Annotated in this window: 16 protein-coding genes, 1 tRNA gene and 2 pseudogenes; 12 read left to right on the top strand and 7 right to left on the bottom strand. The window is 64.8% G+C overall.

The features are described 5' to 3' along the window. Positions 1 to 45 precede the first annotated feature (45 nt). The gene (locus tag ACVDG8_RS21270) at positions 46 to 987 is read left to right on the top strand and encodes an LLM class flavin-dependent oxidoreductase (protein ID WP_447257404.1); all 942 of its coding nucleotides are present in this window, start codon (positions 46 to 48) and stop codon (positions 985 to 987) included. A 9-nt stretch (positions 988 to 996) separates the two neighbouring features. Here ACVDG8_RS21270 and ACVDG8_RS21265 read toward each other — a convergent pair whose 3' ends face one another. Together ACVDG8_RS21265 and ACVDG8_RS21260 are read right to left on the bottom strand one after the other, a co-directional pair. Next, positions 997 to 1,662 carry a cysteine hydrolase family protein gene (locus tag ACVDG8_RS21265; RefSeq protein WP_447257403.1) on the bottom strand — a complete coding sequence of 222 codons (666 nt, stop codon included), beginning with the start codon at positions 1,660 to 1,662 and terminating at the stop codon, positions 997 to 999. Positions 1,663 to 1,883: 221 nt separating this feature from the next. Continuing rightward, positions 1,884 to 2,045 (bottom strand): hypothetical protein, encoded by a 162-nt coding sequence (locus ACVDG8_RS21260; protein ID WP_447257454.1) that lies wholly within the window; start codon positions 2,043 to 2,045, stop codon positions 1,884 to 1,886. Here ACVDG8_RS21260 and ACVDG8_RS21255 point away from each other — a divergent pair. The 6 genes and pseudogenes from ACVDG8_RS21255 (at position 1,986) to ACVDG8_RS21230 (ending at position 6,613) form a co-directional block, all read left to right on the top strand. Further along, positions 1,986 to 2,709, top strand: a pseudogene (locus tag ACVDG8_RS21255) (ATP-binding cassette domain-containing protein). The gene ACVDG8_RS21260 and the pseudogene ACVDG8_RS21255 overlap by 60 nt on opposite strands. Positions 2,710 to 2,726: 17 nt before the next feature. Next, the gene (exbB, locus tag ACVDG8_RS21250; RefSeq protein WP_447256452.1) at positions 2,727 to 3,674 is read left to right on the top strand and encodes a tonB-system energizer ExbB; all 948 of its coding nucleotides are present in this window, start codon (positions 2,727 to 2,729) and stop codon (positions 3,672 to 3,674) included. A gap of 6 nt (positions 3,675 to 3,680) precedes the next feature. Then, positions 3,681 to 4,166 carry a TonB system transport protein ExbD gene (gene exbD, locus ACVDG8_RS21245; protein ID WP_447256451.1) on the top strand — a complete coding sequence of 162 codons (486 nt, stop codon included), beginning with the start codon at positions 3,681 to 3,683 and terminating at the stop codon, positions 4,164 to 4,166. After that, entirely contained in the window at positions 4,163 to 4,765 is a 603-nt protein-coding gene (locus ACVDG8_RS21240) for a hypothetical protein (protein ID WP_455707203.1), read from the top strand. The genes exbD and ACVDG8_RS21240 overlap by 4 nt, the downstream gene beginning before the upstream one ends. Next, positions 4,762 to 5,118, top strand: coding sequence for an energy transducer TonB family protein (locus ACVDG8_RS21235; RefSeq protein WP_455707202.1), 357 nt, complete (start codon positions 4,762 to 4,764; stop codon positions 5,116 to 5,118). Before ACVDG8_RS21240 ends, ACVDG8_RS21235 begins: the two co-directional genes overlap by 4 nt. Before the next feature lie 100 nt (positions 5,119 to 5,218). After that, the gene (locus tag ACVDG8_RS21230) at positions 5,219 to 6,613 is read left to right on the top strand and encodes a multicopper oxidase family protein (RefSeq protein ID WP_447256449.1); all 1,395 of its coding nucleotides are present in this window, start codon (positions 5,219 to 5,221) and stop codon (positions 6,611 to 6,613) included. A gap of 3 nt (positions 6,614 to 6,616) precedes the next feature. Here the strand turns inward: ACVDG8_RS21230 and ACVDG8_RS21225 are convergent, their stop codons facing one another. Together ACVDG8_RS21225 and ACVDG8_RS21220 are read right to left on the bottom strand one after the other, a co-directional pair. Next, a complete protein-coding gene (locus ACVDG8_RS21225; RefSeq protein WP_455707201.1) occupies positions 6,617 to 6,961 on the bottom strand; it encodes a VanZ family protein in 345 nt (114 codons plus the stop codon). 159 nt (positions 6,962 to 7,120) lie between these two features. Further along, positions 7,121 to 7,196 (bottom strand) — tRNA-Ala (locus ACVDG8_RS21220). Between the two features lie 142 nt (positions 7,197 to 7,338). Between ACVDG8_RS21220 and ACVDG8_RS21215 the strand changes: the two genes are divergently transcribed. After that, positions 7,339 to 7,629, top strand: a complete 291-nt coding sequence (locus ACVDG8_RS21215; protein ID WP_447256447.1) for a YggT family protein — start codon at positions 7,339 to 7,341, stop codon at positions 7,627 to 7,629. A gap of 13 nt (positions 7,630 to 7,642) precedes the next feature. After that, entirely contained in the window at positions 7,643 to 7,954 is a 312-nt protein-coding gene (locus tag ACVDG8_RS21210; RefSeq protein ID WP_447256446.1) for a DUF167 family protein, read from the top strand. A gap of 92 nt (positions 7,955 to 8,046) precedes the next feature. On the opposite strand, the pseudogene ACVDG8_RS21205 reads toward ACVDG8_RS21210, so the two are convergent. The 3 genes and pseudogenes from ACVDG8_RS21205 to ACVDG8_RS21195 form a co-directional block, all read right to left on the bottom strand. After that, positions 8,047 to 8,927: pseudogene (locus ACVDG8_RS21205) on the bottom strand (MurR/RpiR family transcriptional regulator). 44 nt (positions 8,928 to 8,971) lie between these two features. Next, positions 8,972 to 10,039 (bottom strand): ABC transporter ATP-binding protein, encoded by a 1,068-nt coding sequence (locus ACVDG8_RS21200; RefSeq protein ID WP_447256444.1) that lies wholly within the window; start codon positions 10,037 to 10,039, stop codon positions 8,972 to 8,974. A gap of 2 nt (positions 10,040 to 10,041) precedes the next feature. Continuing rightward, positions 10,042 to 10,812, bottom strand: coding sequence for an SDR family NAD(P)-dependent oxidoreductase (locus tag ACVDG8_RS21195; RefSeq protein ID WP_447256443.1), 771 nt, complete (start codon positions 10,810 to 10,812; stop codon positions 10,042 to 10,044). Positions 10,813 to 10,986: 174 nt separating this feature from the next. Between ACVDG8_RS21195 and ACVDG8_RS21190 the strand changes: the two genes are divergently transcribed. The 3 genes from ACVDG8_RS21190 to ACVDG8_RS21180 all read left to right on the top strand — a co-directional run bounded on the left by ACVDG8_RS21190 (position 10,987) and on the right by ACVDG8_RS21180 (position 14,284). Further along, the gene (locus tag ACVDG8_RS21190) at positions 10,987 to 12,216 is read left to right on the top strand and encodes an ABC transporter substrate-binding protein (protein WP_447256442.1); all 1,230 of its coding nucleotides are present in this window, start codon (positions 10,987 to 10,989) and stop codon (positions 12,214 to 12,216) included. Positions 12,217 to 12,593: 377 nt separating this feature from the next. Beyond that, on the top strand, positions 12,594 to 13,463 hold the full coding sequence (locus tag ACVDG8_RS21185) for a carbohydrate ABC transporter permease (protein ID WP_447256441.1): 870 nt from the start codon (positions 12,594 to 12,596) through the stop codon (positions 13,461 to 13,463). Continuing rightward, positions 13,460 to 14,284 (top strand): carbohydrate ABC transporter permease, encoded by an 825-nt coding sequence (locus ACVDG8_RS21180; protein WP_447256440.1) that lies wholly within the window; start codon positions 13,460 to 13,462, stop codon positions 14,282 to 14,284. Before ACVDG8_RS21185 ends, ACVDG8_RS21180 begins: the two co-directional genes overlap by 4 nt. The last annotated feature ends 4 nt before the right edge of the window (positions 14,285 to 14,288 follow it).

Below are 14,288 nucleotides of genomic sequence, written 5' to 3'. Positions count from 1 at the left end.
GAGGGTTTTCGAAGCGGGGTGACCAACGTGATGGAGGCGATGGCAATGCCGATCGAGTTCACGCATGTTCCCGGAAAGTCTGCCGAGGGCAGCTTTTTCTACGATTTCGCCGAGACCGCGACGAAATTGTCGCTGATCGAGGACGCCGGTTTCCGCAAGCTGGTCGTCGACGATCCGGCGGGACTGCTCACCAATATGGATATCGCCGCCCAGACGCTCGACCGCACCGGCTCGCTCGAAGTGGTGCTGACGCATTGGGCCGGCGTGATCGAGCCGACTGTGGCGGCAAGGCAGCTGGCGGCTCTCGATCGCAGCGGCGGCGGCCGCTTGTCGCTTCGCATGCTGAGCGAGCCGCTGGAAGACAGCGACGCTGAGGCGCGGCCGATCGGCCACAGCGTGGTCTGGCAGCGCATCGACGAATATCTGGTGCTGCTCAAACGCTTGTGGTCGAACGACAGGCCTTTCGACCACGAAGGCGCCTTCTACAGCGTCAAGGGCGGGTTCGTGCCGCGCAAGGGTCCGCACGGCGCCGACCTCGCCATCCGCCTTGGCGGCCAGTCCGGCACGGCGCTGAAAGTCGCTGGACGGCATGCCGACATCTTCGAACTCGCCCCAGGCACGCCCGAAGAGACCCGCCGGCTGATCGAGCGCGCGCGCAGCGCCGCCGCCGAGCATGGCCGCGCCGGCAAGCTTCGGTTCGCGCTCCCCGTGCGAATTCGCCCGGAGGGCTGGACAGGCGTCGCCGATCACAAAGCGGTCGAGATCGCCGGACCGCCGGCGCGGATCGCCCTGGCGCTGTTGCCTTATGCAGCACTGGGCATCGAGGAATTCATGGTCGGCGGCATCGACCGCCCGAACGAGATCACCCGCATCGGACACGAGACGATCACACTGGTCTCGAACTCGCTGGCGCGGCGTGAGGCTGAGCTTCCGCAGCCCGCGACATTTGCCGCCGGTTTGCCGCCGGAAGCGCGTCCCGGGACCTGAATCGCCTGACTAGCTGGTGAGCCGCGATAACGCGGAGAGGACGGCTTGCGATTCCGCCAGCGCGCCGAACACGCCGTCCTCGACCGTCACCATATGCAGGGCGGCGTCATGGGCATATTGGTCGCCGCTGGCGCAGGCGTCGGAAATCGTCAGGCATTGGAAATTGCGGTCGCAGGCCTCGCGCAGCGTGGTGTGCACGCACACATCGGTCGTGCAGCCGGTGAACAGGAGATGCGTGATGTCCCGCGCGCGCAGCACCAGCTCGAGATCGGTATAGGTGAAGGCGCTGTTGCAGGTCTTGTCGATGACGACGTCTTCGGGCCTTACCTCGATATCGGCGACGATCTGGAAGCCGGGGCCGGAGCGCAGCAGGACATCGGTGCCGTCCAGGCCCGCGCGCTTGCGGCGCCATGTCTCGTAAGGCGTCATGTCGGCCATGTCGGCGCGGTAGCACTGCCTGGTGTGGACGATGGTGACGCCCGCCGCACGCGCCGCGCCCATCAGCCGGTTCACGGTCGGCAGGATGGCGCGCAGCGGCGAGGGATCGTAGCCCTTCCTGGCGAAATAGCCGTCCGGCGACAGGAAATCCTCCTGCAGGTCGATGGCCAACAGCGCCGTGTGCCTAGGCACCAGCTTGCCATCATAGGGGAAGTCGAACGGTATCGCCTTGATCATCGGTGGCTTGCCCCTGTTCTTGCTGCTTGTGCTCTCCACCATGGTGGCCTGGGAGGCGCGCCGCCGTCCACCGGCAGAACCATCTGGCATCTCGTCGCGCCCAGAACAATCGTGATTTCGACATGCCTCGCGCACATCGCGAAATTTTGTTGATTTAAAAAGTCACCTTTAGAGTTGACTAGTAAAGTCATGTTTCATAGTCAACCGGCATCCGCTCGTGCTCAAGCCTGAAGGCAGCTGCCTTGGAGATGATATTGGTCGCAATGGACGCCGAGAAAGCCTTTCAAGTCGACGCCGTGAGTTTTGCCGTCGGCGAGCGCACATTGCTCGGGCCGCTCTCGCTCGAGTTGCAGCGCTCGCGCGTCTATGGGCTGATCGGCCATAACGGCTCCGGCAAGTCGACGCTGGTCAAGCTCCTGGCGCGGCAGCAGCCGGCAAGCTCCGGCGACATCCGCTTCGCCGAACGCCCGCTGGCGGGCTGGGGCGCGTACGAGCTGGCGCGGGCGCTGGCCTATCTGCCGCAGACGACGCCGGCGGCAACCGGGCTGACCGTGCGCGAGCTGGCGTCGCTCGGCCGATATCCCTGGCATGGCGCCCTCGGCCGCTTCGGGCCGCGGGACAGGCAAGCATGTCGAAGAGGCCCTGGTGCTCACCGACATGACCGGTTTCGCCGACCGGCTGGTGGACGAGCTCTCCGGCGGCGAGCGGCAGCGCGCCTGGCTCGCCATGCTGGTGGCCCAGAATGCCGGCGTCATGCTGCTCGACGAGCCGATCTCCGCCCTCGACATCGCCCATCAGGTCGAGGTGCTGGCGCTGGTCAAGGAGCTCAGCCGCAAGCGCGACCTGTGCGTCGTCGTGGTGCTGCACGACCCCAACATGGCGGCGCGCTACTGCGACGAGCTGATCGCGCTGAAGGAGGGCCGGCTGCTCAGGCGCGGCACGCCCGCCGAGATCATGCAGGGCGACGTGCTCAAGGAGATTTTCGGCATCGAGATGGGCGTGCTGAACCACCCCGTCACCGGCCAGCCCATCGGTTACGTGCAATGATGAAGCGAGGACGAGCCTTGTCCCGGATCGGTCTTTTCGCGGCGCTGGCCGCATCTCTCATTCTTTCGGCCGGTATCGCCGTGGCGCAGGAGCAGCCGCCGGCCCCTGCCACGCAACCGCGCGTTCAACCACCGGCAGCGCCCGCGACCCAGACACCGGCCACACCTGTGGTTGAGGCACCCGCCGGCGCAGCGGCGTCGGGAACCCGGCCGGCTCCGGACGCGGCTGCGAACGAAGACCCTTCCGCCATTTCGCTGACGCTGCCGCACGATCTGTCGCCATGGGGCATGTTCATGGCCGCCGACATCGTCGTGAAGGCGGTGATGGTCGGCCTCGCCTTCGCATCGCTGGTCACCTGGACGATCTGGCTCGCCAAGTCGCCGGAGATCTTCGGCGGCAAGCTCAGAGCCCGCCGTGCCGCCAACGCGATCGGCGACGCCGCGACGTTGATGCAGGCCGGCCGTGCGCTCGGCCACGGCGGCGGTCCGGGCGCGCTTCTGGTGCGGGCGGCCGAGGAAGAGCGCGCGCTTTCAGCCGGCGCGCTCGACCATGCTTCCGGCGACGGCCTGAAGGAGCGCGTCGCTTCGAGACTTTCCCGCATCGAGGCGGCGGCGGCGCGGCGCATGTCGCGCGGAACCGGCCTGCTCGCCACAATCGGCTCGACGGCGCCCTTCGTCGGCCTGTTCGGCACCGTCTGGGGCATCATGAACGCCTTCATCGGCATCTCGCAAGCGCAAACCACCAATCTGGCGGTGGTGGCGCCGGGCATCGCCGAGGCGCTGCTTGCCACCGCCATGGGCCTGGTGGCGGCCATCCCCGCCGTGGTCATCTACAACGTCTTCGCGCGCTCGATAGCCGGCTACAAGCAGGTCCTCGCCGATGCCTCGGCCGGCGTCGAGCGCCTAGTCAGCCGCGATCTCGACTTCCGCGCCGTGCCGCCGGCAGCGGCGCCCGCGGCGGAGTAGACGGCGATGGCAACGCGGATACGCGAAACGGCCGGCGACGATCTCGAGGAAACCCACGACATCAATGTCACGCCGTTCATCGACGTGATCCTGGTGCTGCTGATCATCTTCATGGTCGCGGCGCCGCTGGCGACCGCCGATGTCAATGTCGACCTGCCGGGATCGACGGCAACGCCGGCGCCACGGCCCAAGACACCGCTGTTCCTGACGCTGAAAAGCGACCTGACGCTGGCGATCGGCAATGACAGCGTGCCGCGTCCCGCCTTTGCCGCGGCGCTTGACAGCCACACCAAGGGCGACAAGCAGACGCGCATCTTCCTGCGCGCCGACAAGACGGTCGGCTATGGCGACCTGATGGAGGTGATGAACCTGCTGCGCCACGCCGGCTACCTGAAGGTGGCGCTGGTCGGGCTGGAGACGGCATCGGGCGATGTGACGCCTACGCCCGCCAGCGTCTCGGCGCCGGCTGCGAGCGGAAGCCCGGCCCCATGACTCAAACGATCGCCGCCCTGTCCTCTCAATCCCGCTTCGGCATGCGCGAAGCCGGATTGTGGGCAAGCGCTGCGGCGATCATTCTGGCCGCGCATGTGGCGGTCGCCTATGCGGTGCAGAATCTGAGCTTCACCGACATGACCGACGGCGGGTCGCCACCGGCGTTGACGGTCGACATGGCGCCGCTTGTCAGCGCGCCCCCGGTGCCGGAAGACCCGGCCATGCTGGATGCGATCAGCCCCAACCCGCCCAACGCTGCCGAGGAAACGCCTGTCGATCCGAAACCGGTGGCCGACCCGCCGCCCGATCCTGTCGCCGACGAGGCCGAGCCGGTCACGGATCCGCCGGTCGACCCCGACACGGCCGAGCAGGCCGAGCCGACAGAACAGACATTGACGCTGAGCGAGCAGCAACCGCTGGACGAAGTTGTGCCCGATCCCGTCGAAGCGATCTCGCCCGACGTCGTCGTCCCGCTGCCCGAGCCAAGGCCGGTCGGGGAGGCGAAAGTCGAAAAGCCGGTCGAGGCGAAGAAGAAGCCGGTCGAAAAGCCGAAGCAGCGGCCGAAAAAGGAAAAGGCCCTGCTCCCAAGGCATCGATGACCGCAAGCATCGATGCCTTGGCGCAAGCCAAGGCGGCCGCGCCGAAGTCGACCGGGGCATCCAGAGCCGGCGACAGTTCCAGGTGGAATTCCAGCCTGGCGGCATGGATCGAGCGGCACACGCGTTACCCGAACGCGGCAAGACCGAGGCGCGCGGAAGGCACCGCCAACGTAACCTTCGTGGTCGATGCTTCCGGTTCGGTAGGTTCCGTACGGCTGGCGCGATCCTCGGGAGACGCGGATCTCGACCGGGCGGCCCTTGGTGCCCTGCAGGGCGCGACGGTGCCCGCACCACCGCCCGAGAAAGCCGGGACGCGCGTGACTGCGCCGCTTTATTTCAACTTGCGGGACTGACACCCGGTCGCTCCTTTTGTTATGCCACGATTGGCAATAGGTGCTTGCGGGCTATGGTTTTACCCTGGATTACGCCACGAACCCTCTCGCCCGAAGCCAAATGACCATGCTGACGCGCCGCGCTCTTCTCAAAACAACCAAAGCCGCCGGCCTCGCCGGCATCGGCGCCGCGACCGTCGGCAGGTTGACTGGTTTTGCCGCGCCAAAGCCCGATCCGCTGCTGCTCAAGACCGCCAGCATCGAGGCGCAACTCATGGACGGCGCTGCAACGAAGAACGTGCTGACCTATGGCCAAGCCGGCATGCCGCCGGCGATCCGGATGCGCAAGGGCGTGCCGTTTGCCGCGCAATTGATCAACGGCATCGACGATCCGACGACCATCCACTGGCACGGCATCCGCGTTCCCAATAAAATGGACGGCGTACCGTTCCTGGTGCAGCCCTATGTCTACCAGGGCGATCATTTCGACTACGCCTTCACCCCGCCCGACGCCGGCACCTTCTGGTATCACCCGCATTGCAACACGCTGATCCAGATGGGCCACGGGCTGACCGGCGTGATCGTGGTGGAGAACCCGGACGATCCGGCCTTCGATGCCGAAATGGCGATCAACCTGCGCGACTGGCGGCTTGGCGACGACGGCCAGTTCATCGAGCAGTTCCGGCCGCGCGATGCGGCGAAAACCGGCACCTTCGGCACGGTGCGCACCGCCAACTGGCAGGGCGAGCCGCAATTCGACGCGCCGGCCGGCGGCCTAGTGCGGTTGCGCGCCGCCATCACCGACGTCACCCGCATCTACGCCTTCCGCGTCGACGGCGCCGAAGCGGCGGTCATCGCGCTCGACGGCAATCCGGTGCCGCAACGTTTTGCGCCCGACGCCCTGCTGCTCGGACCTGGACAGCGCCTCGACCTCGCCATCCGCATGCCGGACCAGGAAGGCGCTGTTGTCAGCCTGCGCGATGTGCGGGGAACCAAGCCGAAGATCCTGGCGACGCTGCGCGCGGTCGGAAGCTCGCTCAAGCGCGATATTCGCGACCTCGCGCCGCTGGAGCCGAACCCTGTGGCGGAAGTAGATCTCGGCAGCGCCAGGCGCATTGCGTTGGCGCTCAGCGCCACGGCCGAGAATGTCCCTGCCGACGGCATCTGCGGCTCGCTCGGCTATAGTTTCTGGGCGATCAACAAGGTGCCGTGGCCGGGCGACACGCCCGACCCGACCGCGCCGCTTGCCGAATTGAAGCTTGGCCAGAGCTATGTCATCGACATGGAGAACCTGACGCCGCATTCGCACCCGATCCATCTGCACGGCATGAGTTTCAAGGTGCTGTCGTCCTCGAAGCGCGCGGTCCAGCCGTTCGTCTCCGACACCTATCTCATCCAGCCCGACGAGAAGGTGCAGCTCGGCTTAGTCGCCGACAATCCCGGCGACTGGCTGCTCCATTGCCACATCATCGAACACCAGAAGACCGGCATGACGAGCTATTTCCGGGTGGCGTAACAGCTACCCGCCGATCCGTTTGCGGCTCGCCGCAATGATGGCGTGGCCGATGGCGATGCCGATGAAACCGGCGAGCGCCTTCAGCACGGCGTCGCTGAAACGGGCGTGCCGGCCCGGATCGACGATCTGCAACAGCTCCAGGACACCCGCGACAAGCGCGGCCGCAACCAGGGTTTGCATGAGGCGATCTGGGAAACCAAGGGCAAGCGCCACGCCGAACACGACATAGGCCAGCGCGCGTTCCACATTCGGATCCGCGAAATGCGGCCGCAGGTCGATCGGCGAAAGCGTGGCGATGGTGATCGCCGCAAACAGGATGAGCGCCGCAAAGCGGGAAATCGTGATCATTTCTGCTCTTATAGGCTGTAAGCCGACACAACAGCCAGCGTCCTCACCAAGGCGAAATGGCGCAGGCGGCCATCAAGCGCGGGCAATGCCGAAGCTCACGCCGGCATCAAAACTCTTCGGTTTTTCACCGTTTGACAAAAATCGGCCTGGGAATTCCGCTGGTGGAGCTGAGGAGGATCGAACTCCTGACCTCGTCATTGCGAACGACGCGCTCTCCCAGCTGAGCTACAGCCCCGTCCAGCGGATGGCGCATTTATCGAAGGCAGCGGTTTCCTGTCAAGACGAAACGACCCCGCCATGTTGGCGGTTGCCGGAAAGCCGGGCCTTGCCGGTTTCGCAAGCAATGGCTACATGTCGGCGACAATTTGGAGACCGGCATGATCGCCCTTATTCAGACCATCGTCATGGCGCTTGACCTCTATTGGTGGATCATCATCGCCTCGGCGATCTTTTCCTGGCTCTATGCCTTCAATGTCGTCAACTCGCGCAACCAGTTCGTCGGCACTGTCGGCAACATGCTGTTCCGGCTGACCGAGCCGGCGCTCAAGCCGATCCGCCGTTTCATGCCGGATCTCGGCGGCATCGACATCTCGCCGATCATCCTGCTGCTGATCATCTTCTTCATCCGCCAGTTCCTGCTCACCACGGTGATTTCCTGGGTCGTCTGAGCCCGGCGGATCGATGAGCCAGCCGTTTCGCTTGCGCGAGGACGGCATCGATCTCTTCGTGCGCCTGACCCCGAAAGCGGCGCTCGATAGGATCGACGGCCTGGAGGCGACCGACGATGGGCGCAGCCATCTCAAAGCCCGTGTTCGCGCAGTGCCCGAGAACGGCGCCGCCAACGCGGCGTTGGAACGGCTGCTGGCCAAGACGCTTGCCGTGCCGGCTTCGTCGGTTTCGGTTGTCGCCGGCGGCACGTCGCGGCTGAAGACATTGCGGATATTGGGTGAGCCGGCGACGTTGGTGGGACGCTTCAAGGCATTCTTCGAGTAACCCGAATTTGAGACGTCGGCGGGACAGCGCCCCTCTCTGTCCTGTCGGACATCTCCCCACGAGGGGGAGATCGGCGGTTCGGGCGCCGGCTCTTAATCCCCTAGCGGCAGCCTCGGATCATCCACCTTCAGCGTGTTGACGCTCTGCTTGATGCGCCGCAGATTCTCCAGGACCTTCGGCCCGCGCGATTCCGCCACCGTGGTGGCAATCATGTCGAGGATGGCCAAAGCGCGTAGCGCGACGAAGTCGGCTTGTAGATGTTACCGTCCTCGAAAGGCTGCAGCAGGATCACCGTGTCGGCGGCCTTGGCCAGCGCCGAGTCCGGCGCGGTGATGGCGACGGTGGCGGCGCCATATTGCTGCGCGACCTCGACGGCCTCGATGACCGAGCGCGCATAGCCCGAGACCGAAAAGGCGACCAGCGTCGTCTCCGGCGTCGCGACCGCTGCATACATGCGCTGCAGCTGGCCGTCGGTCTGGGCAAGCGCTGAGAGGCCGAGCCGGAACAGCCGGTTCTGCATCTCGGTCGCCAGCATCGACGAAATGCCGCCGGAGCCGATGCACAGGATATTGCCGGAGCTGGCGATGCGGGCGGCGACGCTCAGCAGCATGCTCATGTCAAGGTTCTCGCTGGCGCGCTTGATGGCGGCGATCGCCGCCTCGGTGATGGCCGAAGCGATGCGCTGCTCGCGCGCATCGCGGCTGAGCGGCTCCGGCGACAGATACTGGCCGCCAATGGCGATCGCCTGCGCCAGATAGAATTTGAAGTCGCGCAAACCCTCGCAGCCGAGGTTGCGGCAGAAGCGGGTCACCGTCGGCTCGCTGACGCCAACGCGCGCGGCAATCTCCGAGATCGCCGCCTTGGAGGCGAAATCGAGATCGGACAGAACGAGGCTGGCCAGCCGGCGATCCGATTTGGTGCCGTCCTGCGACATCAGCTGCAGCCGCGTGATGATGTCGGCCGGCGTCTTCATGCCCGTGTTTTCGTCATCATGCCATTGCCTCACTGGGGTGGGCGTTATAACGGCAGGCCCGTCGCCTTGTCGAACAGATGGATGTTGCGGGGGTCGACCGAGACCGGCAGCAGGTCGCCTGGCCTGACCGGCACCCGGTCGCGGAACACGGCGCGTACCGTATCAGCGCCGATGGCGCCATAGACATGGGTTTCGGAACCGGTCGGCTCGACGACATCCACCTTGAGCGCCATGGCGTCGGCAGCTTCACCAATGACAAAGTGCTCGGGCCGGATGCCGGCCTCGACCGCATTGTCTGCCGGCGCAGCCTTGCCGGCAAGCGCAAGGCGCCCGCCGCCGGCCGACTCGAACCAGCTCTTGTCCGACGCCGACCTGAGGGCCCCGGAGACAAAGCTCATCGACGGCGAGCCGAGGAAACCGGCGACGAACTTGTTGGCCGGCTTGTCGTAAAGCTCCAGCGGCGCCCCGACCTGCTGGATGCGGCCGCGATCCATCACCACGATGCGGTCGGCCATGGTCATCGCTTCGATCTGGTCGTGGGTGACATAGACGATGGTCGATTTCAGCCGCTGGTGCAGCGCCTTGATCTCGGTGCGCATCTGCACGCGCAATTGCGCATCGAGATTGGACAGCGGCTCGTCGAACAGGAACACCGAAGGCTCGCGCACGATGGCGCGGCCCATGGCGACGCGCTGGCGCTGGCCGCCCGACAATTGCCTCGGGTAGCGGTCGAGATAGGAAAACAGGTTGAGCACCCCGGACGCCTTCCTGACCTTGTCGTCGATCGCCGCGCGGTTCTCGCCGCGGATCTTCGGGCCGAAGCCGATATTCTCGGATGCCTTGAGGTGCGGAAACAGCGCATAGGACTGGAACACCATAGCGATGTTGCGCTGCTGCGGCGGCAACTCGTTGGCGCGTACCCCGCCGATCAGCAGATCGCCCGACGTGATCGTCTCCAGCCCCGCCAGCATGCGCAGCAGCGTGGACTTGCCGCAGCCGGACGGCCCGACCAGCACGACGAACTCGCCGCTTTTGATGTCGAGGTTGATGTCCTCGAGGATTTTATGCTGGCCGAAGGATTTCGACAGGTTGCGAAACTGGACATCGGTCATGGTCACGCCCCCAAAATGTCGTCGATGAAAGGCAGGTAGCCGGCTGTCAGCCCGGCGTCCACCGGCACCACCGCGCCAGTTATGCCGGATGCGCGGTCGGAGGCAAGGAAAGCCACGGCTTCGGCCACTTCCAAGGCGTTGACGATGCGGCCGAGCGGATAGAGCCGCTTCAGGCGAGCGAGGATTTCCGGATCCTTGGCCAGGCGATGGTCCCAGGCGGCGGTGCGGATCGAGCCCGGGCACACGACATTGGCGCGCAAGCCGCTGCGGCCGAGCTCGACGGCGACCGACTTGGCGTAGGCGTTGATGCCGGCCTTGGCGGCGGCATAGGCCGGGTTGCCGAAATGCGAAATCGCATTGACCGAGGAGATGAAGACGATGCTGCCGGAGCCTCGCGCCGCCATCGCCTTGATCACCGGGTCGGCGAAAGTCATGACGCCGGTCAGGTTGAGGTCGAGCTCCTGTTCGATCTTGTCCGCCGTCAGCGCTTTCAAGGTCTCGGTGCGCGTCCAGCCGGCATTGTTGATCAGGATGTCGGGGACACCGTCCTTGTCTAGCAAAGCAGGGATCGCCGCCTCGATCGAGGCGCGGTCGAGCAGGTTGAAGACATGGCGCGAGGCGAAATGCGGGCTGGCCAGCGCTTCCGCCGACTGGTCGCAGCCGACGATGCGCGCGCCGCGCTCGGCCATGAGCGCCACGATCGCCGAACCAAGGCCGCCGCCCGCGCCCGTGACGACAACGGTCCTGCCCTCGAACTCGGCTCTCGAAACCACGATGCGCGCTCCTCCACCCCTTCATTTTGTCTGGATAACGCTAGCCAACCAAATGTAAATAAGCAACACGATAAACCGCTTGCATGGCCTCAAATGATGGATAATGTAGGAAAGTCACATAAATCCTGAGCTCATAAGAGTCAGGCGCCAACGTGCATCAATGGGAGACATCAGATGAGCCTTGCGAAATGGACTGTCGGCCTTTTGGCCGGAATGAGCATGCTGGCGTTGGCAGTGCCCGCCGACGCCGGCGAGGTGCGTGTCACCGTCGCCGAATACAGCGCCAAGACCGGCCCCTATTTCGAGGCGGTGAAGAAGGAATTCGAGGCCGCCAACCCGGGCATCACCATCAAATATGAAGTGGTGCCGTGGGATGTGCTCTTGCAGAAGCTGACCACCGACATCAGCGCCGGCACCAATGCGGACCTGTCGATCATCGGCACGCGCTGGCTGATCGATTTCGTGCAGCAGGATGTCGCCGAGCCGCTCGACAGCTACATCAAGCCCGAATTCAAGGACCGCTTCATCGACACCTTCCTGCAACCTTCGATCATGGACGGCAAGACTTACGGCCTGCCGATCGCAGCCTCAGCGCGCGCCATGTACTACAACAAGGAGCTGTTCGAGAAAGCCGGCATCGCCAAGCCGCCGGCGACCTGGACCGAGCTGCAGGAAGACGCGCGCAAGATCAAGGCGGTCGGCGCCTTCGGCTTCGGCTTGCAAGGCAAGGAGATCGAGACCGACGTCTATTACTACTATGCGATGTGGTCGCAGGGCACCGAGATCCTCAACAAGGATGGCACATCGGGCCTGAGCACGCCGGGCGCGCTCGAAGCGGCCAAGCTCTACAAGTCGATGATCGACGAAGGCCTGACGGAACCGGGCGTCACTTCCAACAACCGCGAGGACGTGCAGAACCTGTTCAAGCAGGGCAAGGTCGGCATGATGATCACCGCGCCCTTCCTTTCCAACCAGATCAAGGAAGAAGCGCCGAAGCTGAAATACGGCGTCGCCGCGATTCCCGCCGGCCCGACCGGAGCGCGCGGCACTTATGGCGTCACCGACTCCATCATCATGTTCAAGAACTCCAAGAACAAGGACGAGGCCTGGAAGCTGCTCGACTTCCTGTTCAGCAAGGAGCAGCGCGCCAAGTTCACCCAGGGCGAAGGCTTCCTGCCGGTGAACAAGGAGGAGGCCAAGATGGATTATTACGTCAACAACGCCGATCTCGCCGCCTTCACGGCACTTCTGCCTGACGCCCGCTTCGCGCCGGTCATCCCCGGCTGGGAAGAAGTCGCCCAGATCACGTCGGATGCCATGCAGAAGATCTACCTCGGCGGCGACCCCGAGGCAGGCCTGAAGGACGCCGCCGACAAGGCCAACGCGGTACTCAAGAAGAAATAAGGGCGTATCTCCCTGCGCCCGTGGCGCGCTCCACCCCGTCGGAGCGCGCCACACCTTTCCGGGTTCTAACCGTCGATGCCGGCGCCATTCCAGCTAGGCTCCTTTCCTCTCCTCCGGAGGGGAGAGGTGGCTCGGCGAAGCCGAGACGGAGTGGGGGAACCACCTCGCAACCGCCTCGCGGACATACGAAGGGCACCAGGCGTAAGCATCGCCTCGCCTGCGCTAAAGGGTCGACCCCCACTCCGTCGAGCTTCGCTCGACACCTCTTCCCCGATCGACGGGGAGAGGAAAGAGCCTTCTTCCACGAGGCGGGATTGAGTCAATCTGTTAAGCCAGCGCAATCCAATCTCCACCCGCAACGCGGTACAAAACAGCCGATGCAAAATCGTTTCCTGCCCTATCTGCTGACGCTGCCCAGCCTGCTGCTCGCCGCGGTGGTGATCTTCTGGCCGGTCTGGGACCTGGTGCAGATCTCGACGCATGACGTCAGCCGCTTCGGCCAGTTGCGCGACTTCACCGGCTTCGCCAATTTCACCGAGTTGTTCGCCGATCCGGATTTTGTCGCCGCGCTCTGGCGCACGGGGCTGTGGACAGTGCTCGTGGTCGGCGGCGCGCTGCTCTTGTCGATGCCGGTGGCGATGATCCTCAACATGGATTTCTATGGCCGCGGGATTGCCCGCGTCATCATCATGCTGCCCTGGGCGGTATCGCTGACCATGACGGCGGTGGCCTGGCGCTGGGCGCTCAACGGCGAAAGCGGCATGCTGAATTCGGCGCTGATCGGGCTCGGCCTGATCCACGAGAACATCCAGTGGCTGGCGCGCGCCGAGACCGCCTTTCCGATGCAGGTGCTGATCGGCATCTTGGTGACGGTGCCATTCACCACCACGATCTTCCTCGGCGGCCTGTCGTCGATCCCCGACGATCTTTACGAGGCGGCGGCGCTCGAGGGCGCGACACCGTTCCAGCAGTTCCGCGAGATCACCTTTCCGCTGTTGAAGCCCTTCATCAACATCGCGATCGTGCTCAACACCATCTACGTCTTCAACTCCTTCCCGATCATCTGGGTGATGACGCAGGGCGGGCCGGCCAACTCCACCGACATATTGGTGACGCACCTCTACAAGCTCGCCTTCCGCATCGGCAAACTCGGCGAGGCGTCCGCAGTGTCGCTGGTGATGTTCGCCATCCTGCTTGTCTTCACCATGATCTATGTGCGCCTCGCCATGCGGGAGCAGCGGGCATGACTCCGAAACTCAAACGCACCATCATCGCCTGGCTGCTGCTCGGCCCCCTGATTGTGGTAACGATCTTTCCCTTCGCGGTGATGTTCCTCACCGCGGTCAAGCCGCGCACCGAGGTGCTGACCCCCACCTGGTGGCCGAGCGAATTCCGCTGGTCGAATTTTGCCGACATGTGGGTGGCGACCGGCTTCGGACGCGCGCTGCTCAACTCGCTCTATGTCTCGACGCTGGCGACCATCGGCGCCATCCTGATCTCGGTGCCGGCGGCCTACGCCATGTCGCGCTTTCGCTTCGCCGGCTACGGCGCCTTCCGCCAGTTCCTGCTGATCTCGCAGATGATCTCGCCGATCGTGCTGGTGCTTGGCCTGTTCAGGCTGATGGCCGCCTGGGGGCTGGTCGAATCGACGACCGCGCTCGGCTTCATCTACATGGCCTTCAATGTCGCCTTCACCGTCTGGATGCTGCAGAGCTATTTCGACACCATCCCGCGCGATCTCGAGGAGGCCGCCTGGATGGAAGGCGCCGGACGCTGGCTGACGCTGCGCAAAGTGTTCCTGCCGCTCTGCCTGCCGGCGATCGCCGTCACCGCCATCTTCACCTTCATCAACGCCTGGAACGAATTCGTCGTGGCGCTCACCATGCTGCGCAGCCAGGAGAGCTACACGCTGCCGATCCAGGTCTTCTCGCTGGTCGCCGGCCGCTACACGATCGAATGGCACCATGTCATGGCGGCGACGCTGCTCGCGACATTACCGGTGGCGATCCTGTTCATCTGGCTGCAGCGCTATCTCGTGCGCGGGCTGGCGCTCGGGGCGGTCAAATAGCAAT

The organism is Mesorhizobium sp. ORM8.1 (genome assembly GCF_053005525.2).
This window is presented reverse-complemented; position numbering and strand designations above follow the sequence as displayed.